Origin of the sequence: Treponema sp. (assembly GCF_052169735.1) — a bacterium.
Lineage (GTDB): Bacteria > Spirochaetota > Spirochaetia > Treponematales > Treponemataceae > Treponema.
Genome location: NZ_JBQNBW010000048.1, coordinates 1 through 20,398, shown reverse-complemented (window position 1 = coordinate 20,398; position 20,398 = coordinate 1). Strand labels below are relative to the sequence as shown.

Below are 20,398 nucleotides of genomic sequence, written 5' to 3'. Positions count from 1 at the left end.
GGTGAACCGTTTCTTTTCTCCTTTTTTGGGGCATTTTATTTTACAACTTACCGCCCCTGTAGCTTTTCAGCAAAATACTTGACAGACTCGTTAAAAACATACTATCCTAGCGCGAATATTTGAGATGATTTGATGAAGAGATGAAAATAGGTATTTTTACTGATTGCTATTACCCTCAAGTCAATGGGGTGGTTGTATCAATATTGATATTAAAAAACGCGCTGGAACAATCCGGTCACCAAGTTTATATTATTACGGGGAAAGATTCCGGCAATACGGATACCCATAATGTAATCTCCATACCATCAATCTCATTTTTTAGATGGGCGGAATTTAGATTTGCTCTTCCTTTTGTTGCTATCAGAGCGCGAAAACAAATACATTCCCTCGATTTTGATATAATCCATACACATACGGAGTTTTCTATCGGAAAACTGGGCAAAAAAATAGCCGCACGCCGTAATATACCGTTAATACATACATATCATACTCAATATGAAGACTATACCCATTATATTGCAGCCGTAGGAACCCCTTTATTAAAGGATGTTGTCCGCAAGTGGTCAAATTTTTTTTTGCGCTCTTATTCTGCAGTGATCGTTCCATCCGAGAAAACGAAGCAGCTCTTATGCACTTATGGAGTAAAAAACAAAATTTTTGTTATTCCTACCGGTATACAATTTTCTCGTGATTCAGATAAAACGATTGTGAAGAAAAAACAAGCCTTACTTGAACGGTTAGGTTTTTCTAAAGAACATTTTATATTACTTTTTTTAGGAAGGATATCGTTAGAAAAGAATATAGATATGCTGATCGATGTCTTACCGGATTTGATACAAAAAGATGATAAGATCAGACTCCTTATTGTCGGGGCAGGTCCTTATTTTGAAGCAATAAAAGAAAAAGTTAAATCAAAAAATATTGCACAATATATTGTATTTACCGGTAAAGTAGAGCATAAAGATATAGATGATTATTTTGCTTTAGCTGATTTATTTATTAGCCCTTCAAAAACAGAAACACAGGGCTTATCAATCTTTGAAGCAATCGAAAGAAAAGTTCCTGTTCTTGTGTACAATGATACAAATGTTAAAGGTATTATTCTGAATAATGTTTCGGGACTGCTTTTTGAATCCTCAGAACAGTTGACGGACAAAATACTCTATGCAATACAGAACCCTGAAAAATTACAAGTATTTGCGCAGGCTGCCTATAAAAACATACAGCATTACTCTGATGAAGAGTTTGGCAAGAACGTTATTGCAGTGTATAATGAAGCGATCAATACATTTAAGCACCAAAGCAATTAAATGAAGTCACCCGTCGGCTTTGCTTATTGCAAATGTCGATGGGTGGTGTATGCGCTGTTCGCGCACGAATTGAACAATCGCCAAGGTTAGCACTTTGTTCAGTTGTTCAATTTTATGGACTGATAATAGGGCATCTCTAAAAGCTAATCGAGTTTTTCGAGATGCCCTATTGTTATTATGAAGAACCTATTGTTACATAAAGAAATAGTACGGTTTAGTCAGGAGGAATACGATGAAAAAATTTTTGTGTGCGGTCTTGCTTTTTGCCGCAGCCTATCAAACACACCTATTCGCGCAAGCTCCGGTAGATTTATTTGATCCCTTTTATGACGATTTATCGATATGGGAAGGAAGCGGCTTAATCAATGATGCACCAAGTATTAGACCATATCCGCTGCAAGAAATTGAACGTTTGCTGCAAATCGTTATCGAAAAAGGCGATGCAGGACAACGGCGGAAAGCAGCCGAATATCAGGCACGGTTCTTTCAGCGTGCGTTTCATGTTGGGGGAAAAACAGAATTTAATTTTGCTTCACGCGGCAGCAAAAAACAATTTTTTATAACGCCTTTTGGTACACTTAACTATTCGGTAATGAAGTTTTTAACGATCTCCGCTTATCTGAGTGTTAATGTTATGAATACATTGGATAATGAAACTTTGTTACCGGCATATTCCTATTCGCAAAAAGATATTGCTGATGATGCAGGAAATATCGGTAAGCTTAAAATACTCCCAGCGTTTAATACTTCGGCAACATTTGGTACTGCAGAATATTATTTTACTGCCGGCTTAGGGCGGACTTCTTATGGTCCATTCCATGACAGCGGTATTTTTATTTCCCGCGACGCATTCCATGCAGGGCATTTTATTTTAGCGGTCAATAAGAAAAAGTGGGCATATAATCAAGTGTTATTATTACTTTCGGCAACAAACGACTATAAAACCGGTATCGGGCCGCAGAAGTTTATAGCCTCACATTCCATCGATATTCGGCCGCTATCATGGCTTTCTTTTTCCATCATTGATACAATGAGTTACGGAGGCCGGTTTGAGCCGATGTATTTAATTCCTTTCTCGGCTTTTTTCCTTGGGCAAAGTGTATATCACTTCCCGGATAATTCATTGATCGGATTAAGTGCAACTATAAAACCCGTAAAAGGTTTGCGTTTTGATTCAGCTTTTTATGTTGATGATTTGGGCCTTAATGAAGTTCTGAAGTTTACAGACGCTCGCTTCCGAATAGCCGGAGAATTTGGGGTATCTTATACCATGCCGAATACGCACTGGTTCTCTTTTGTTGACTTAAATTATACCCTTGTAATGCCGTATATGTATACGCATGTTGATGATCATAACCAAAATAAGCCGAATTATCAGAATTATACACACCATGGTGCTCCGCTTGGTACTAACTTGGACCCTAATTCAGATAGAATTTATCTTAAACTGAAATTTCGTCCTCTTTATGGGTTTGATATAGATATTTCCGACACCTTTATCCGTCATGCTAATACAACTGAAAGTATTGCAGATATTGGGATGATAAAAGATTATCTGGAAAGAAACTATACAACGGATGGTTCTGTATTTAACCATCCTACTATCACAAGCAGAGATGCTGCAAATGGCAGCACTGTATGGAAAAATCACGCCTTTCTCTATGCAACGCCCTTTATGCAGCAGAAGACTATCCAGTATATAAATCAGCTTGCATTTGATGTCAGCTGCCATTTACCGATTGTAAAGTCAGGCGGATATATGCTGTTTAAACTCGGTTATGTGTTTGAAACAAACATTAATCCGGGGGTGCGGAACAACGTCTATTTACCGAGCGATACGTCAAAAGGATGGGCTAATAAATCCATAGCAGATATTGGAGAAGCGGAAATAAGAAAAGAGGCTGCACGGCAGCTGGAAAACTGGCGCGCCAATGCAAAAGGAAAACAGTTTAATCACTATATTCGGCTCAGTGCAGAAGTTGCGTATTAGAAAAATGTGTTTTCTCCCGATGCCCCTTCCAAATCTTTGTGTCCTCTGCCCTCCGCGGTTTCTTTGAAAAGCAGTGCCTCCGTCGCGGCACGTGAGTATTAACCCGCCGCACGAATAAACCGCAAAGATGCTAAATACGCAAAGGAAAAGCAAGGGCATCGGCAGGTACAGCGGATACTGTGTTGTGCGGTATTATACAGAGAGTTCTTACTAGCTGTAGCCGCTGCGCCTTAAGCGCGGAGCAGCAAGCTAAGAAAACCGATGGCAAGCGGGATGAGGAGATTGTCGTAATCTTTGAGCGGGAGCATTTCGATACAAGTTCCTGCGATCCCAAGGATAAGACTTTTCCAAAGGCTTTTGCTCACGGCAAGGGATGAAAGAAATACCGCACAAAAACACGCAAGGCTTCCTGCAACGGTTTTATCGCGGAAGAAAGCGAGGCAAATCTTTCCAAATCGCTTTCCTACAAGACTTGCAAGTCCGTCTCCGAATGCAAGAGCAAAAATTGCGATCTTTGCTGTGTGCAGGGGAAAAATGATCAGCGCTGCGAGGGTTCCGCAGGCAAGCATCAAGGGACCGAGTACAAATCGCCCCTTGTCCCGCTTTCGGGAAGCATAACGGGTTATTTTTGCAATAAAGAACAGCTCATGCCGGTGCATACGGAGTAATTCCGAAATACAATAAAGGATGCTTATCCCGATAATACCGGTAACTGTTGCTATGTACCAGCGTTCGGCAAAGAGAACTACAACCGCGGAAGACAGGTGAATAGACTTCCTGAATAGCTCTGTCAGTAGTTCATCTACACTTGCCGTATGCGAAAAAGTCCGGAATCGGAACCGTTCAGCCCACTTCATAGGATGCCTTTTTTACCCTACAGCGTTAAAACAACAACAGCCCGGCTATCTTAAAATAGACCATGAGACTGACTGCATCAACTATCGTGGTGATGAGCGGTCCAGCCATAATAGCAGGATCCAGTTTCAGCCGTTTTGCCAAGATAGGCAGCAAACAGCCGGTTAATTTAGCAATCATAACTGTTATTACTAGGGTACATCCTACCGTTGCTGACATAAGTACCGGTTTGCGGTCGATCATGTATGATTTTGCAAAAATTGTAAGCCCCAGCAGCACACCAACCATCAATGCAATGCGGAATTCCTTCCATAAAACTTTCATCCAATCCCGCAGCCGTATTTCGCCGGTTGCAAGCCCGCGGATAATCAATGTAGAAGACTGGCTGCCTGAATTACCGCCCGTATCCATCAGCATAGGGATGAACGAAGTAAGAATGGTGAGCGTTGCGAGCAGCTCGGTATAGTGTTCAATAATCTTACCGGTGAATGTTTCCGATACCATTAAGAGCATCAGCCAACCGATACGGTGCCGGGCAAGCTGAAACACACTGGTATCCAGGTAGGCATCTTCCGAAGGCTGCATAGCTGCCATAATCTGAAAGTCTTCCGTAGCTTCCTGCTCCATGACATCCATTACATCATCAACAGTGATGATACCGATAAGCCGTTTTTCGGTATCGACAACCGGCAGGGCTAAAAATGCATATTTTTTGAAAACAGTTACAACTGTTTCTTGATCATCATGCGTATTAACGTAGATACATTCGCTTTCAAAGATATTTTCGATTAGTTCATGTTCAGGTGCTAAAACCAGCTCTTTTAAAGACACGATGCCTTCAAGCACCCGGTTTGCATCAGTTACATAACAGGTGTAGATTGTTTCTTTTTTCAACCCTGTTTCCCGGATATAGCTGAGCGCTTCTTTAACTGTCATATTTTTTTTGAGACTCACATATTCAATGGTCATCAAACTGCCGGCAGAATCAGGAGGGTATTTTAAAAACTGATTGATGAGTTTACGCTCTTCCTCACCGGAATTGAGCAGGATTTTTCTGACGGCATTCGCCGGCATTTCTTCTACCAGGTCAACCACATCATCAAAAGCAAGTTCATGGAGGATAGGTCCAAGCTCGTTATCGGTAATTGATGTAATAAAAGCGCTCTGCTGTTCGCTTGAAAGTAGGGCGAAAACCTCTGCTGCTAAGTCTTTAGGAAGCATTCTGAAAAGCAGCACAGCATTGGCAGCCTTTTCATTATCAAGAATTTCAGCCGCATCTACTGCGTTCATTTCAGCAAGCTCTGCAATGAGGGCAACATAGTGTCTATTGTTCAGCAGATTTTGAATCCGCTCCATTTCTTCCGTTTTGTCTACCATAATATACGATAATTATACACGAAAAAAGCAGCACGAATCAACAACTTCGCATATAGCATCCAAAGAATAGTGTAAATTGCAAGAGGTATTGCCTCAAAAAGGATTTTTATGCTCTTTCCGGTGCTCTTTATTCGTGCGGGTTAATATTCACAAGCCGCGCCGGAGTTGTTGATTGGAAATTTCATAGTTCAATCGTTTCCTCGGATAGGTGTTAAGCCGCTGTTCAAAAGACTACTGCGTTTACCCTGCGCTATTTTTTGCTTGCATTTTTAAAATTCCTCTTTTATACTTAAAACGATGGAACCGATTATACTTGCGTCAAAGTCTCCGCAGCGTCAAGACATTTTGCGGCGTTTGAATATTCCCTTTATCTGCATTCCGGCAGAAACCGATGAGTTTTTTGATACAGACCTTTCTCCTGAGCAAGCCGTAGAGGACATTGCATTACGGAAGGCGGAGGCTGTGTTGCGCTCACCTTTAAAAATTAATACCCCGTGGATTATCGCAGCAGATACGCTCATTTTTTCACAAGGGCAGCCGATGGGAAAACCAACCGATGCCGAACATGCGCGGGCAATGCTGCGATCGTATTCCGGTACATCCCACCGGGTCATAACGGCTATCTGCTGTTATGACGAAAAGCTCCGGCATATTTCAACCCGTACCAACAGTTCAGAGGTGTTTTTTAAAACCCTCTCCGATGCCGAAATCGAATGGTTTTTAAGCACCGGCGAGTGGCAGGGGGCAGCAGGCGGATACCGAATCCAAGGCACTGCTGCCTGTTTTATTACGAAAATAAACGGCTCATACAGCGGTATTGTAGGCTTGCCTATTTATGAGTTATATGATATTTTGACTGAGCATGGGTATGTCTTCAGTTAAGAGGATGGGGCAAAACGCTGGTGTTTTAGCGTTTTTTTATTCGTACGGCGGGTTACTACCCACAAGCCGTGTCGAGCTTCTTGCTTGAGCTGAAAACTGTGAACCTGTGAAATCGGTACTGCAAAGGGGTTTACCCCTCGGCAGCGCCAAAAATATCCTAGAATACGCGTTGTTTTGAAGAAAGCGTATTTTTAGAGAAATAGAGAAGGATGGGCTTGTAATAAGCTCGTGAAGGAGTAACCATGGCAGTAGTAACCATGAAAAACCTGCTTGAATCAGGTGTTCACTTTGGGCACCAGGTAAAACGTTGGGATCCGCGTATGAAGAAATACATTTTTGCGGAACGGAACGGTATTCATATCATTGATTTGCAGAAGACAATCACGGCAATCCGTGAAGCATACGAGGCGGTACGCAAGACAACCGCAGCAGGAAAATCGGTCTTGTTTGTCGGAACAAAAAAACAAGTACAGCAAACTATCGCAAAAGAAGCGGAACGCTGCGGTATGTTCTATGTTAATAACCGCTGGCTGGGTGGAATGCTGACTAACTTTTCTACCATCAAAAAAAGTCTTGCCCGTCTTAAGAAAATCGAAAAAATGGAAAATGACGGTACTTTTGACAGCCTTACCAAAAAAGAAGTAGCGGTACTGCAGAAGGAAAAAGCAAAGCTGGAGAAAAACCTCGGCGGCATCAAAGAAATGAAGGATCTGCCCGGTATTATTTTTATTATTGATACACGGAAAGAAACCATTGCCATCAGCGAAGCACGCCGTATGGGTATTCCGATCGTTGCAGTCGTTGATACAAACTGTAATCCTGAAGGCATTAACTATCCGATTCCCGGTAATGATGATGCAATCCGCTCTATCTCTCTGTTTACACAGATTATTGCCAATGCAGTCATCGAAGCTGACAACGAAAGCGGCTTAAAGATCATCGAAAACTTACAAGATGGTGATGAAGGCTTCAACGATTCCGGCATTGATCCCTATCAAGACCGCGAAGATGAAGAAATTACCGATTACTCAAATTATACGCCTACCGAAAAACAGGAGGCTGATAACGATGCCGATGACAGCAGCAGTTCGTTAATCGACGAAGATGAGCTGTACGGGGACCGCTAGAGAAACTATGCGTAAAACCGCTGAGCATAAGGCGCTTGGCGGTGGTTTGTGTTCAGTTTTCAATTTTTCTTATAAAGAGTTAATGTAAGGAGATAATAATAATGGAAATAAAAGCATCTGATGTAAAGGCGCTGCGTGAAAAAACCGGTGCCGGTATGATGGAATGTAAAAAAGCGCTGCAGGAATGCAATGGTGATGCAAAAGAAGCGGAAAAATATCTCAAAGAAAAGGGACTTGCTGCTGTTGAAAAACGGGCAAACCGCGCAACCTCTGAAGGGATTATCGTTATTAAAACAACCGCTTCCAAAGCTGTTATGGCAGAATTGACCTGCGAAACGGACTTTGTTGCAAAAAATGCGGACTTTATCGCTGTAGGAGATAAAATTGCCGAAACCGCATTGGAAAAAGGCTATACCGATGTACAGCAAGAACTAAGCGATATGGTACTTGATCTTGCAACCCGTGTACGTGAGAATATGGGCTTGCGCCGTTTAACTGCAGTACAGGCAGCAGGCGATGAATATATTGCACACTATGTTCACTCCGACAAAAAAACCGGCGCTGTGGTAGTGTTGAAATCAGATAAGCCGGATGCATTGGCTGACAAAGCGCTTCAAGAATTTGCTTATGATTGCTGTCTCCATGCTGCTGCATTTAATCCCTTGTATGTACGAAAAGACGATGTTGACCAAGCATATATCGACGAACAGCTTGAAGTGTTCCGCGGACAGGCAGCTGAACTGGATAAGCCTGCAAACGTAAAAGAAGGAATTGTAAAGGGTAAGCTGAATAAGCACTTAGCAGAAATTTGCTTCCTAGAGCAAGCCTTTGTAAAGGATGATAAAGTTTCTGTGGCAGCAAAAATGGCGGACGTCGGCAAACAGCTTGGTGCAAAGATCAGCCTGTCAAAGCTTATTTTGTGGCAGCTTGGGCAATAGAGGCTAGGTATGAGCGATATTCATAGTGTCTATGAAGAAAAAATGAAGAAGTCGATAGCTGCTCTCAAGGATGAGTTTAACGGCTTGAGAACAGGACGCGCCTCGGCATCTCTTTTTGATAAGATACGGGTTGACTGTTATGGGCAGCCGACACCGCTCAATCAGGTAGCGACCGTGTCCATCCCGGAAGCCCGTTTAGTAGTTATCCAGCCATGGGATAAGTCTCTGTTGGGTGAAATCGAAAAAGCGATTCTCAAGTCTGAGCTTTCACTCAATCCTGCAAATGACGGCAAGCTGATTCGTATTTCTATTCCTCCTCTGACAGAAGAGCGCCGGAAAGAACTGGCTAAGCAAGCAAAAAACCTTGCAGAGCAGTGCCGTGTTGCCATCCGCAATATCCGGCGCGATGGGATTGATGAGGCAAAAAAGCAGCAGAAAGAAGGGATTTTAAGTGAAGATGCCTTAAAGAGTGCGGAAGAAAAATTCCAAAAGGCAACCGACGCTCATATTAACGACATCAATAAACTCCTTGCCGAAAAGGAAAAAGAAATTCTGGAAGGCTAATGACAGTGCAGCATATTGCCGTCATCATGGACGGTAACGGGCGATGGGCTCAGCAGCGGGGATTAGCCCGTACAAAGGGGCATCAGGAAGGATTGGAGACTGCAAAGAAGATTGTAAAAACTGCAGCTGATCTTCGTATACCGTATATTACTCTCTACGTATTTTCAACGGAAAATTGGAAGCGGACGGAGGGGGAGGTCGGATTCTTGATGGGGTTAATTCAAAAACATCTCCGCGCTGAGCTTGCCTTTTATGCTGCAAATAGTATCCGTGTACGGCATATCGGTGAAGCAGCAGCGCTTCCGCATGAAATTCAGGTGGAGCTTGCCGATATAGCTGCAAAAACCGCTCATTACACAGGAACAACTGTTCAGCTTGCAATCAATTACGGCGGCAGGGATGAAATTGTCCGTGCTGTCCGCAAGCTGAGCGGTAAACCGCTTGAAGAATTGACAGAAGCTGATTTTGAGACGCTGCTTGATACTGCTGGGGTTCCTCCTGTGGATTTGGTCATAAGAACCGGAGGAGAAAAACGGCTTAGTAATTTTTTGCTGTGGCAAACTGCATATGCTGAATTTTACAGTACCGATGTTCTATGGCCTGACTTTACCCCCGCTCATTTTATGGAAGCGCTGGATTCTTATGCAAAAAGGACACGGAGATTCGGAGGGATTGTATGAGAAAAATCCTAGAACGCTTAACCGTATTTGCTATCGGCTTACCGTTAGTTGTCGGTTCGGTTTATTTTCTGCCTTACTATCATTTTGCAATACTTCATCTTGAAATCCTCTTGGTAACTGCACTTTCACTTATCGAAATCCGTGTAATGTTTTCCCGGAAAATAGCCGTCTATTCTACTCCTGTTATCCTGATTGCCGGACTCATTATTCCGGTCAGTCTCTATCTGCATACTCTTCAGATACTTTCACGTGCAGGACTTGTACTGATGGGTATTGGTACAGTTTATTATATCTTTTTTGTAGAAACGTTTTATTCGTTTACCAAACCTTTTGAAAAAAGTATTCAGCGGCTTTGTTCCGCTGTGTTTATGATCTGCTATCCGGGTTTTTTTGTCATATTTATGTCTGCAATGACCCGCTGGAATGGAGCTTCATCCATTATAGCAACCTTTTTACTGATGGTTTTTGCCTGTGATTCCCTTGCGTGGCTGTTCGGTATACTGTTCGGTAAAGGAAACCGTGGTTTTGTACCTGCAAGTCCCAACAAGAGTCTTGCAGGTTTTATCGGCGGTTTGTTAACTTCAGTAGCGCTCGGTTTTTTTGCTTATAAAGTCTTTCCTGCTTCCTTTGGGAAGAGTTTGAGCGGTTCACTCATTACGGGGTTTTGCACCGGGATTGCAGCTATTGTGGGCGATCTTATCGAATCTATTTTTAAACGCTCTGCTGAAGTAAAAGATTCCGGCGCTCTGATACTGGGACGCGGCGGTATACTTGACAGTATCGATTCTATTCTGTTTGCCGCCCCTGTCTTTTATCTATGCTACCGCTTTTGTATCGGTGTTGTATGAAAAAGGTTATTGTTCTCGGTGCAAGCGGTACTATCGGTAAAAATACAATCGACATTATCCGCCGGTTTCCTGACCGTTTTTCCCTCGCAGGAGTCTCCGTACATGCGAACTATAAAGCGCTTGAGATGTTGCGTGCCGAATTCGCTTTTACACGTTTTGCAGTAACGGAACCTGCTGCAGCTGCACTTTACGGGGAAGAACACCGCAGCCTCGAGTCCTTTTTAAACACAACCCCTGCTGATATCGTGGTCAATGGGATTGCCGGGGCTGCCGGTTTAGCTGCGTCGATGATAGCCGTAAAAACGCATCGGCAGCTTGCCTTAGCGAATAAAGAAAGCATAGTAATGGCTTGGCACCTCTTACAGTATGAGGCGGAAAAGCATGGTACGGTTATTGTTCCGGTAGATTCTGAACATTCTGCGTTGTATAGCCTGATACGGGCACATAGACAAGAAAACATTGCAAGGCTAATTATTACTGCATCGGGCGGTCCCTTTAGGACATGGTCGCGGGAACGTCTTCAAGAAGTGCAGGTAGATGATGCACTGAAACATCCGACATGGAGCATGGGCGCGAAAATTACGGTCGATTCTGCTTCACTTGCAAATAAGGCATTGGAGGTGATTGAGGCGGTCAATTTGTTTGATATACCGGCAGACCGGATCACCGTGGCAGTGCATCCCTCCAGTATCGTGCACTCTCTGGTGCAGCTGACAGGCGGCGAAGTATATGCTCAGCTGTCTCCGCCGGATATGCGTAATCCTATTTTTGCAGCTCTCAGTTATCCGGAAGAACCGCCTCCTTACCTTGCTCCGCTTGACTTTACCAACCCATTCGATCTCCATTTTGAGCCGCCTCGCACAGAGGATTTTCCCTTGCTGGAACTCGGTTTTACTGCTGCCCGTAAAAAAGCCGGCTATCCGATTGCTTTTAATGCGGCAAATGAATGTGCTGTTGCAGCCTTTCTTGCCGGACAGCTCCGGTTTATACAATTAAGTGAGATTACTGCCCGTGTCATGGAGGAAGATTGGAACACTGCACCGCAGACTATCCGCGAGGTGATGCATATTGATGCAGAAGCCCGCAATAGCGCCGCTAAGCTTCTTGGAAGTCTTCGGTAATGCTTGTCCGGCAATGTTACTGCGCATAATATCTAAAATACCTCTTTACCTATCCTATCAAGAGAATATATAATATATGTACTGTGTTGCTTTTACAGGGTGACTCTGAAAATTTCGGTTTTGGGCGTCAGCCGTGTACCGGTAAAACTACTGTTGGTACGGTAGTTTTATTTTATAAAGACTATGCGGGCATCTCTAAACAGCTAACCAAGTTTTTAGAGATGCCCGATATCTTGCTTGATAAAAAGAGAGGAGATTGTGTCATGAGTAAAAAAGTTTATAGCAAAAGAAGTGAAACTCGCTTTTCAATCAGTAGGAAAATAACCCTAATGTTTGGGACATTACTCATTGTTTCGTTGACAGTAGCAATCAGTTTTTCAGTAAAAACTGCGCAAGATGCAGTGAAAGCCCGCATAAAGAATCATTTTATAGATAAGGCAGGCAGCACTGTTGACAAGATAGAAATCAGTATTCAAACATATTTTAACTTTATTGAAGAACTTGCTGCTATTCCAATTCTGAGTGATTCTACGGCATCTTATGAAGAAAAAATGGCGGTACTGAATAGCAAGGCTCTTTTTCAAACTGATATTAAACAGGTGAATCTCTATGATACAACCGGTGTACGGATCACCGCAACCGGAAAGAAAGTCGATATTCGTGATCGGCCATGGTTCCTCGCTGCCAAGGACGGCAAGCGCTTTATTTCCGAGCCGCTGCTGTCCCGTTCTTATAATAAGTTCCTCATTGTGTTTGCCGTTCCTATTTATGATGCTCAGCATGCTGTCTCTGGGGTATTGAATGCAACAGTCTTGGCTGAATGGTTAAGCGAGCTTATAACTGATGTTAAAACGAGTACCACAAGCGGCTGCTATATTTTAGGAAGAACCGGAACGGTTATTGCCGACAATATAAATGTTGCCATTGCCGAGAACCAAGAAAATGCGATAGAGGCGGCAAAAAACGATCCTTTTTATACGAGTGTTGCAGCTTTTGAGAAAAAAGCGATTGAAGCAACTGCTGCTGATTTCGGCTCCTATACAAAGCGCAGTGTAAATATGGTTGCATCTTATACTAAGATTCCTACGGCAAATTGGACGCTTGTCATCTATGACCGATACGATTCTGTTATGTCGGAAATCATGGCGCTCCGTAATTCTGTTATTTTAGTGGGGGTGATCATTTTAGTTCTCTCTCTTATTATCATCTATTTTTTCTCAATGAGGTTGGCTGCTTCGTTTAGAAGAACTGTTTTTGCAATGCGGAATATTGCAGAAAGTGAAGGGGATTTGACAACACGGCTCCCGTTGAGGGGAAATGACGAAATCACTGATTTGTCGGAGTATTTTAATCAGACCTTGGAAAAGGTCGGTAGCGCACTCAAAACGGTTAATAAGAGTGCATATTCAATACAGGATGTTGGAGAAAAGCTTGCTGGAGATATGCTTGTTACGGTCCAATCTGTTCGGGATGTCAGTAGAAATATTGATGGGGTTCAAGAACAGGCGTTAACACAAGCGTCAAGTGTTCGTGCTACAGCGGCTACAATCGAAGATATTATTCGGACAATAGATGCACTCAACGAGAGTATAGAAAACCAAGCTGCAAGTGTTGCAGAGTCTTCTTCATCAGTAGAGCAGATGGTCAAAAATATCAGTGCGGTTACTAAGAGTTTGGAGCAGAGTAACCTTGCTGTGAGACGGCTTGTCCGCGCAACAGCGGATGGAAAGGAAACTCTTATCTCTTCAACAGCTGCAACGCAGAAAATAGCGGAAGAATCAGGCAGTTTGATAGAAGCATCAAGCGTTATTCAGCATATTGCAAGCCAAACCAACTTGTTAGCGATGAATGCTGCGATTGAGGCTGCCCACGCGGGTGAAGCAGGGAAGGGGTTTGCGGTTGTCGCAGATGAAATTAGAAAACTGGCTGAAGAATCCAGTATGCAGGGAAAGAATATTTCTACCACGCTTAAAAACCTCAGTGGAGAGATTGAAAGTATAGGCTCTTCTGCAGCCCTTGTTGAAGGCAAGTTTAACACTATTTTTGAGTTGTCCGAAGAAGTGCGGAATATGAGTGCGAAGATTATGGAAGTAATGCGTGAGCAGGAGTCCGGCGGTAAAGAAGTGCTGAAAGCGATGGAGACAATCAATTCGGTAACGGCGGAAGTTCAGTCCGGTTCGCAGGCTATGCTGAGAGGCGGTAAAGGTGTCGCCGCAGAGATGCATAAACTGAATGAGATGACTCAGATTATTACCGACAGCATGAATAAAATGGCAGCAGCGACAGCTCAGATTAATACGGCGATACAAGATGTCAGTGCGGTGAGTCAAAAGAATAAGCGCAGTGCCGATACCCTTGCATACGAAGTTGGTAAATTTAAGGTCGAGTAAGGATCAATAGAGTAGGGCAACTGCATGATAAATATTTTTGCAGGTGCCTTTTATTTGCGTGAAATTTTTCAGAAGAAGACCAAGCATATCAGTTAGAGAGATTATATTTCGCAGACTACGGAATTATAGCTTTTGAAAATAAGATTTCCGCTACTCTTTTATCTCTTTAGAAAATGCGGTATAATATCCCCTATGGGGAAGTGCATCGTTTTTGTCAATCAGAAAGGCGGGGTTGGAAAGACAACCTCAGCTGTGAATATCGGCGCTTATTTTGCAGAGGCAGGTAAGAAAACTCTGCTGGTAGACTTTGATCCGCAGGGAAATATGTCCTCCGGGGTCGGCATTACCAAAAAACAGCCGAATATCTACGATGTCATTGCGGGAAAAATACCGATTCAAAAAACAATCCGCTCGACAGCGGTAAAGGATTTATATGCTGTTCCTGCAGACATTAATTTATCGGGTGCAACAATAGAGTTGGTTGATCAGCAAGCTCGGGAATTTTTTCTGCGGGATAATCTTGTGCTTGTAAAGGACGAGTACGACTATATTCTTATTGATTGTCCGCCCTCATTAGGACTTTTAACATTGAATGGTCTCGCTGCGGCTGATGAAGTGTTTATTCCGCTGCAATGCGAGTATTTTGCGCTGGAAGGTTTAACGCTCCTCCTGCAAACCGTTAAAAAAGTGCAGGAAAAAATCAATCCGCATCTCAAGATCGGCGGTATTTTCTTTACCATGTACGATTCGCGGACTAAATTAGCGCAGGAAGTTGTACAGCAAGTTACTGCGTATTTTAAAGACCGTGTATGCAGTACCATTATTCCGCGCAACGTCCGCCTTTCGGAAGCTCCTTCCCATGGCTTACCCATCTGCAAATACGATGCCTCTTGTATCGGCGCCCGCAGCTACGAGAAACTTGCGCAGGAGGTACTTGAGCATGCCTAGACCTGCCTTAGGAAGAGGACTTGATTCCTTAATCCCCTCCGGTACCGGGGAACTCATGCTAGATACCAACATACAGTCTGATACGGAAAACGGTAATAATGCAGCATCAGAAACTGTGCACGCGGGTACGGCATCCGTTGCTTCATCACCCGCGCCGATTCCTCAAGAGCTTGATCCCCGGCTTTTAAAGCCAAATCCCTTTCAGCCCCGCCGCACTTTTAATGAAGAAAGTTTACAGGAGCTGGCAGCGTCTATCAAAGATCATGGCATTATTCAGCCTATTATCGTGGAAAAAAACGGGAATGAGTATTATATTATTGCTGGGGAGCGGCGTACTCGGGCGGCCATATTAGCAGGTCTGAGCCGAGTTCCGGTTATTTTCCGGGAATTTGACAATAGTAAGAAGCTGGAAATTGCACTTATCGAAAATATTCAGCGGGAAAATCTCAATCCGATTGAAGAAGCAAAGGCATACCAGGAAATTATGCAGCTTTCCGGGCTTAATCAGGAAGAAACCGCTAAGCGGGTCGGAAAGAGCCGGTCTGCGGTTGCGAATGCTATGCGCCTCTTGCAATTACCGGATGGAATGCAGGCTGCGCTTGAAAAAGGTTTTCTCAGTGCGGGACATGCACGGGCAATTCTCTCACTGGTTAATCCGGCAGATCAGCAAATCCTTTTTACCCGCATTACCGAACAGGGGCTGTCTGTGCGGGAAGCGGAAATGCAGGCAGCTCAGCTTAAAAACGGTAAGCGTACCGAACAAAAGCAACCGGCTCAGTCTGCAAAACCTCCCGCAGATGATGACTCACGGTTTGTTATAAAAGATATGGAGCAGCAGTTTATTGATGCACTGGGAACTAAGGTTGAAATTAAGGGTGATCTTGAAAAAGGCATCGTGTATATTTCGTACTTTTCCCGCGCGGATCTCGATACACTCTATGATAAGCTCATAGCAAAATAGTTTATACAAAGCAATCATCAAGGTAATGACACTGTACTGCTGCAAACCCGCTCGTTACAGCAGTTGATACAATATCCCTGTTCGAAAACTTCCGTTTCTGCACAGGTCTAATCTGCTGGTATTATGGGAATAAGGAGGAGTATGGCAAATCTTTGTGATTATGTATTGTGGCGCGGTGATCTCCCATTTGAGCTCCATCCATTTAATGCTGTAGATGCCTTGCTTCTTTGTCAGATTGTCTATCTCAATCTTTCTGATATTGTACCTCAAGATTTTAGCGCCGGCATTTCTTTGGGGGAGGCAGCACAGCGATATGGCAATGCTGCTGTGCGAGGTACACCGGAAGAATTCGGCTTATTTATCAATCCGCTCTGTGCTGACCTTTTGAAAGAAGCGGCACAGGCTGAGCGGTTTTCTTCTATACTGTTGAAAGGCTTTGTCAATGAAGTTGACCGCAGCGCCGATAAGCAATTTGCTGCCTGCACCGCAATACTTCCTACCGGAGAGACATGTGTTGTGTACCGGGGTACTGATGACTCTATTATCGGGTGGAAAGAGGATTGTCTCTTATCGTTATCCGAGCCTATTCCATCCCACACTGCAGCACAGCGCTATCTTGCAAAACTTTTGCAAACAAGTGAGCAAATCGTGTCGAAATTGCCGGATAACCCTGCGGATATTTTACAGAGAAGCGGCTCTGATGGGGCACATAAGCTGTATCTTGCAGGTCATTCTAAAGGAGGTAACCTTGCACTCTATACTGCAGGCACCGCTGTACCTGCAATGCAGCAGCATATTGAACGGATTTTTTGCTTTGATAGTCCCGGGTTTGCATTTAATATGATGCAAACCGCAGGATTTCAAGCTATTATTCCTAAAATCAGCGCATTTATTCCGCAATCATCTGTTGTCGGTGTGCTATTATCGTACTTTCCCCATGCTGCTGTAATAGAAAGCGCCGAGTCTAATACGCTGTGGCAGCATGATGCTTTTTCGTGGCAAATAACCCGGGATACTTTTGTACCGTACAAAGCAGGCCGGACACAAGACAGTTTTTTTGCTGAGCATACCGTGCAGACGTGGCTTTCTCATCTGGATGAACAAAAGCGCAAGGGCTTTATCGAAACGCTTTTTGGTATTCTCTTTAGCACGGGGGCGGAAACACTGACAGAATTAACAGCACACGGGGTAACGCATTCGATGAATATCCTTAAAGAACTGCGGAATATCGATTCACAGCAGCGGAAGGAAATGTTTAATGTGCTAAAATACTTTTTTGAGGCTGTCTACGCTCATTTTCCGCTCAGAACAAATCAAAAACAGGGAGCTGATAAACAAGACTCCCAGACAATGCAGCAATTTTTGACAGATTTTCAAAATCGTTATATTTCCTACTAAGGAGGTCTTTGTATGAGTAATACAGCAGTATCTATCGGTTTTGTCGGGCTTGGTGTTATGGGGAATAGCATTGCAGCACGGCTTATAGATTCCTATCCGAATATGCATGTCTATTCGCGCCGCAAAAACTCTGCCCGATGTATTCTTGAAAAGGGTGCAAAGTGGCATGATTCCGTTGCCGGACTTGCTGAGCAATGTTCCGTTATTTTTTCAATGGTGGGATACCCTGCCGATGTTGAAGAAGTGTACTTAGGGGCAAATGGAGTGTTAGAACATGCTGCCGCTGGGACACTTTGTATTGACATGACAACATCCCGGCCTCAACTTGCGCAAAAGATTTATGCTGAGGCTGCGGCAAAGGGAATCGCTGTATTGGATGCTCCCGTTTCCGGCGGAGACATCGGTGCAAAGAATGGAACATTATCTATCATGTGCGGCGGTGATGAAGAAGCATTCAAGCGGGCAGAGCCGTTTTTCCGGTGCATTGGGAATATGTGGACATTGCAGGGGCATGCCGGCTGCGGACAACATACGAAGGCTGCTAATCAAATTGCCGTAGCCGCAAATCTGATAGGCGTAGTTGAAGCGCTCCGCTATGCGGAAACTATGAACTTAAATCCGCAGCAGGTTGTGCAGACTATTAGCGGTGGGTCTGCAGGAAGTTGGCAGCTGACCCACAATGCACCAAAAATGCTGGAAGGGGATTTTGCACCGGGCTTTTTTGTTAAGCACTTTCTAAAAGACCTGTCCATTGCGCTTGATGCTGCCCGTGAAGCACAGCTCAACTTACCATTATTACGTCTCGCTCAGCGTTTTTTTGATGAAATGACCGCAAGCGGATATGCCAACCTCGGTACTCATGTTTTATATGATTATTATCGGAGGGAGCTGCAGGAACAGATGCCGCCGTTACATTAGCGGTAATAGACCTATTCGATAACTGCGTTTTCGAATAGGTCGACGAGTTCTCGCATCGCGCAAATAGCACGATTTAGAACATCGCATTTCAAGGTAACCTGTTCAGAAACGGAAGTTTCCGAACAGGTTTAATACAGACAAAAGCAGTTCAGTGTTGAACACCGGCTGCTTTTGTCCGCTGTGTTTTTCAAACTTACTGAAGAATAATCCGCAGGATGAATACTACAAACAATATCCATGTTACAACTGGTATCTGTTTAAATTTACCGGTACCGGCTTTTAAGATAACATAGGATAAAATACCGAAGACGATACCTTCAGCAATGCTGTAGGTAAACGGCATCATCGCGATGGTCAAGAATGCAGGAATACCTTCCGTAGGATCTTTAAAATCGATTTCCCCAGCTGCTCCGAGCATCAAAAAACCTACAATGATCAATGCAGGGGCTGTTGCTGCCGCAGGGATTAAGAGGAATACCGGTGAAAAGATCAGGGCAACAAGGAAGAATACCCCTGTTGTCAGTGCTGTTAAGCCGGTTCTTCCGCCGGCAGCAACACCTGATGTGCTTTCAACAAAGCTGGTAACGGTAGAAGTTCCCAACATAGCGCCAAAAGTTGTTCCGATGGCATCGGAAAGGAGCGCCTGCTTTACACGCGGAATCTCTCCATTCTTATCAGTTAAACCGGCACGGTTGGTAACACCGACGAGTGTTCCGACCGTATCAAAAATATCAACAAATAAGAAAGAAAAGAAAACGGTAAAAAATTGAAAGGTAAACACATTACTAAAATCGAAGCGCCAGAAAGAAGGGGCGGCAGGCAGGCTTACAATTGACCAGTTGCTCCAACCTCCAGCCGGTATGGTAATACCCATCGGAATACCGATCACAGTGCTAATCAGAATACCGAGGAGGATTGAACCGGGTACACGCATTGCAAAGAGAATACCGGTGATGATTAAACCGAGCATACCCAAAAGCGCCGGACCTGCAGTGATATTGCCAAGCCCCACAAAGGTTGCAGGATTATCAATGATAATTTCAGCATTTTTCATACCGATCAGCGCGATAAACAGCCCGATACCGGCGGCAACCGCTTTTTTCAAATTGAGCGGAATCGATTCTATAATTGCTTCCCGTACATTAAAAAAGGATAGAACGATAAAAAGGATTCCCTCCAGAAAGACCGCCGTCAATGCAGTTGCGGGTGAATACTTCATACCAATAACAACCGTATAGGTAAAGAACGCATTCAACCCCATACCGGGTGCAAGCGCCACCGGCAGATTAGCAGTGATAGCCATCATCAGGGTCGCAACAGCAGCCGATAATGCTGTCGCAGTAAATACACTCCCGGGATTCAATCCGGCATCGCCTAAAATAAGCGGATTGACCGCGAGGATGTACGCCATTGCAAGGAAGGTCGTAATACCTGCAATGATTTCAGTCCTCGCATTTGTTTTGTGGGCCTGAAGCTGAAAGAGTTTTTCCATAAAAGCCTCCTCAAGAATAACTTGTAACCAGTCAGCCTAAAATATAAAAGCACTGATTAATCCGCATGCCGGAATAATCGGTGCCTTCCCTGGGGTACGCTATTGTCTCACTAAATGAAAGAAAATAGCGAAAAAATATTTCTGCTGTTCTCTAAAAGAGAAGCAGATTTCGACTCTAGCATGAAAAGATGTTTTTGGCAATCTCTCTTGTTATATTAAACCTGTTCGGAAATTTTCTATGCGGGGGAAGTCTCCCCCTGAGCTTCGGCTTCCTGCTTAAACCTGCCGAAAGATTTGGGCAGCCTGTATTTGTACCGATTTTTTCCCTCTCGGTCAAAAATCGGTTTCTGTTTCATCGCCGTTTAAGCAGGCGATCCTCAGCTACCCCCTCTCTTACGGCTGCCAAGATTTGAAATAATTTTTCTTGTAATCAAACATTTTCTGTGATATAATTTAATTATCTTTCAAAGTTCTGCTGATCTTTGAAAGATTGTATTTCCCATTAAATAGAGTTATTAGTCAATACTTAAGGTTTATTAGCATAAAAATGAGTATTTTATGCAGGAGTATGCGTGATAAATATGGAATTCTTGTTTTGT

17 protein-coding genes are annotated in these 20,398 nt (G+C 43.7%); 14 read left to right on the top strand and 3 right to left on the bottom strand.

All coding sequences use genetic code 11. From position 1 onward, the window contains the following. Window positions 1-140: 140 nt before the first annotated feature. Both ACTTJ8_RS08585 and ACTTJ8_RS08580 read left to right on the top strand, forming a co-directional pair. Window positions 141-1,310, top strand: coding sequence for a glycosyltransferase (locus ACTTJ8_RS08585; protein WP_442716520.1), 1,170 nt, complete (start codon window positions 141-143; stop codon window positions 1,308-1,310). Window positions 1,311-1,542: 232 nt separating this feature from the next. Beyond that, window positions 1,543-3,300: a hypothetical protein gene (locus ACTTJ8_RS08580; protein WP_442720917.1), complete on the top strand. Its 1,758-nt coding sequence runs from the start codon at window positions 1,543-1,545 to the stop codon at window positions 3,298-3,300. 230 nt (window positions 3,301-3,530) lie between these two features. On the opposite strand, the gene ACTTJ8_RS08575 is transcribed toward ACTTJ8_RS08580, so the two are convergent. Next, window positions 3,531-4,157, bottom strand: coding sequence for a diacylglycerol/polyprenol kinase family protein (locus tag ACTTJ8_RS08575; RefSeq protein WP_442720916.1), 627 nt, complete (start codon window positions 4,155-4,157; stop codon window positions 3,531-3,533). Between the two features lie 25 nt (window positions 4,158-4,182). Further along, window positions 4,183-5,532 (bottom strand): magnesium transporter, encoded by a 1,350-nt coding sequence (gene mgtE, locus ACTTJ8_RS08570; protein ID WP_442716517.1) that lies wholly within the window; start codon window positions 5,530-5,532, stop codon window positions 4,183-4,185. A 297-nt stretch (window positions 5,533-5,829) separates the two neighbouring features. On the opposite strand from mgtE, the gene ACTTJ8_RS08565 reads away from it, so the two are divergent. From ACTTJ8_RS08565 to ACTTJ8_RS08510, 12 genes are all read left to right on the top strand, one after another. Continuing rightward, entirely contained in the window at window positions 5,830-6,414 is a 585-nt protein-coding gene (locus tag ACTTJ8_RS08565; RefSeq protein WP_442720915.1) for a Maf family protein, read from the top strand. Between the two features lie 242 nt (window positions 6,415-6,656). After that, a complete protein-coding gene (gene rpsB, locus ACTTJ8_RS08560) occupies window positions 6,657-7,541 on the top strand; it encodes a 30S ribosomal protein S2 (protein ID WP_442716515.1) in 885 nt (294 codons plus the stop codon). A gap of 101 nt (window positions 7,542-7,642) precedes the next feature. Then, window positions 7,643-8,479 carry a translation elongation factor Ts gene (gene tsf / locus ACTTJ8_RS08555; RefSeq protein ID WP_442720914.1) on the top strand — a complete coding sequence of 279 codons (837 nt, stop codon included), beginning with the start codon at window positions 7,643-7,645 and terminating at the stop codon, window positions 8,477-8,479. Window positions 8,480-8,488: 9 nt separating this feature from the next. Beyond that, window positions 8,489-9,043, top strand: coding sequence for a ribosome recycling factor (gene frr / locus ACTTJ8_RS08550; RefSeq protein ID WP_442720913.1), 555 nt, complete (start codon window positions 8,489-8,491; stop codon window positions 9,041-9,043). Further along, window positions 9,043-9,723 carry a polyprenyl diphosphate synthase gene (uppS, locus tag ACTTJ8_RS08545; protein ID WP_442720912.1) on the top strand — a complete coding sequence of 227 codons (681 nt, stop codon included), beginning with the start codon at window positions 9,043-9,045 and terminating at the stop codon, window positions 9,721-9,723. The genes frr and uppS overlap by 1 nt, the downstream gene beginning before the upstream one ends. Then, window positions 9,720-10,571: a phosphatidate cytidylyltransferase gene (locus ACTTJ8_RS08540; RefSeq protein WP_442716511.1), complete on the top strand. Its 852-nt coding sequence runs from the start codon at window positions 9,720-9,722 to the stop codon at window positions 10,569-10,571. Before uppS ends, ACTTJ8_RS08540 begins: the two co-directional genes overlap by 4 nt. Next, window positions 10,568-11,692 (top strand): 1-deoxy-D-xylulose-5-phosphate reductoisomerase, encoded by a 1,125-nt coding sequence (dxr, locus tag ACTTJ8_RS08535; RefSeq protein ID WP_442720911.1) that lies wholly within the window; start codon window positions 10,568-10,570, stop codon window positions 11,690-11,692. The genes ACTTJ8_RS08540 and dxr overlap by 4 nt, the downstream gene beginning before the upstream one ends. Before the next feature lie 329 nt (window positions 11,693-12,021). Then, window positions 12,022-14,082, top strand: a complete 2,061-nt coding sequence (locus tag ACTTJ8_RS08530) for a methyl-accepting chemotaxis protein (protein WP_442720910.1) — start codon at window positions 12,022-12,024, stop codon at window positions 14,080-14,082. Between the two features lie 192 nt (window positions 14,083-14,274). Further along, window positions 14,275-15,030 (top strand): ParA family protein, encoded by a 756-nt coding sequence (locus ACTTJ8_RS08525; RefSeq protein ID WP_442719343.1) that lies wholly within the window; start codon window positions 14,275-14,277, stop codon window positions 15,028-15,030. Next, entirely contained in the window at window positions 15,023-15,991 is a 969-nt protein-coding gene (locus ACTTJ8_RS08520; protein WP_442720909.1) for a ParB/RepB/Spo0J family partition protein, read from the top strand. The genes ACTTJ8_RS08525 and ACTTJ8_RS08520 overlap by 8 nt, the downstream gene beginning before the upstream one ends. A gap of 141 nt (window positions 15,992-16,132) precedes the next feature. Next, window positions 16,133-17,389 (top strand): Mbeg1-like protein, encoded by a 1,257-nt coding sequence (locus ACTTJ8_RS08515; protein WP_442720908.1) that lies wholly within the window; start codon window positions 16,133-16,135, stop codon window positions 17,387-17,389. A gap of 12 nt (window positions 17,390-17,401) precedes the next feature. Continuing rightward, entirely contained in the window at window positions 17,402-18,307 is a 906-nt protein-coding gene (locus ACTTJ8_RS08510; protein WP_442719346.1) for an NAD(P)-dependent oxidoreductase, read from the top strand. 193 nt (window positions 18,308-18,500) lie between these two features. Here the strand turns inward: ACTTJ8_RS08510 and ACTTJ8_RS08505 are convergent, their stop codons facing one another. Continuing rightward, on the bottom strand, window positions 18,501-19,799 hold the full coding sequence (locus ACTTJ8_RS08505; protein ID WP_442716504.1) for an NCS2 family permease: 1,299 nt from the start codon (window positions 19,797-19,799) through the stop codon (window positions 18,501-18,503). Window positions 19,800-20,398 lie beyond the last annotated feature (599 nt).

Coding starts and splice junctions, on each gene's coding strand:
- dxr (WP_442720911.1), top strand. CDS start 10,568: ATGAAAAAGGTTATTGTTCTCGGTGCAAGCGGTACTATCGGTAAAAAT.
- ACTTJ8_RS08565 (WP_442720915.1), top strand. CDS start 5,830: ATGGAACCGATTATACTTGCGTCAAAGTCTCCGCAGCGTCAAGACATT.
- ACTTJ8_RS08525 (WP_442719343.1), top strand. CDS start 14,275: ATGGGGAAGTGCATCGTTTTTGTCAATCAGAAAGGCGGGGTTGGAAAG.
- ACTTJ8_RS08575 (WP_442720916.1), bottom strand. CDS start 4,157: ATGAAGTGGGCTGAACGGTTCCGATTCCGGACTTTTTCGCATACGGCA.
- ACTTJ8_RS08510 (WP_442719346.1), top strand. CDS start 17,402: ATGAGTAATACAGCAGTATCTATCGGTTTTGTCGGGCTTGGTGTTATG.
- uppS (WP_442720912.1), top strand. CDS start 9,043: ATGACAGTGCAGCATATTGCCGTCATCATGGACGGTAACGGGCGATGG.
- ACTTJ8_RS08530 (WP_442720910.1), top strand. CDS start 12,022: ATGTTTGGGACATTACTCATTGTTTCGTTGACAGTAGCAATCAGTTTT.
- frr (WP_442720913.1), top strand. CDS start 8,489: ATGAGCGATATTCATAGTGTCTATGAAGAAAAAATGAAGAAGTCGATA.
- ACTTJ8_RS08515 (WP_442720908.1), top strand. CDS start 16,133: ATGGCAAATCTTTGTGATTATGTATTGTGGCGCGGTGATCTCCCATTT.
- ACTTJ8_RS08540 (WP_442716511.1), top strand. CDS start 9,720: ATGAGAAAAATCCTAGAACGCTTAACCGTATTTGCTATCGGCTTACCG.
- rpsB (WP_442716515.1), top strand. CDS start 6,657: ATGGCAGTAGTAACCATGAAAAACCTGCTTGAATCAGGTGTTCACTTT.
- mgtE (WP_442716517.1), bottom strand. CDS start 5,532: ATGGTAGACAAAACGGAAGAAATGGAGCGGATTCAAAATCTGCTGAAC.
- ACTTJ8_RS08520 (WP_442720909.1), top strand. CDS start 15,023: ATGCCTAGACCTGCCTTAGGAAGAGGACTTGATTCCTTAATCCCCTCC.
- ACTTJ8_RS08580 (WP_442720917.1), top strand. CDS start 1,543: ATGAAAAAATTTTTGTGTGCGGTCTTGCTTTTTGCCGCAGCCTATCAA.
- ACTTJ8_RS08505 (WP_442716504.1), bottom strand. CDS start 19,799: ATGGAAAAACTCTTTCAGCTTCAGGCCCACAAAACAAATGCGAGGACT.
- tsf (WP_442720914.1), top strand. CDS start 7,643: ATGGAAATAAAAGCATCTGATGTAAAGGCGCTGCGTGAAAAAACCGGT.
- ACTTJ8_RS08585 (WP_442716520.1), top strand. CDS start 141: ATGAAAATAGGTATTTTTACTGATTGCTATTACCCTCAAGTCAATGGG.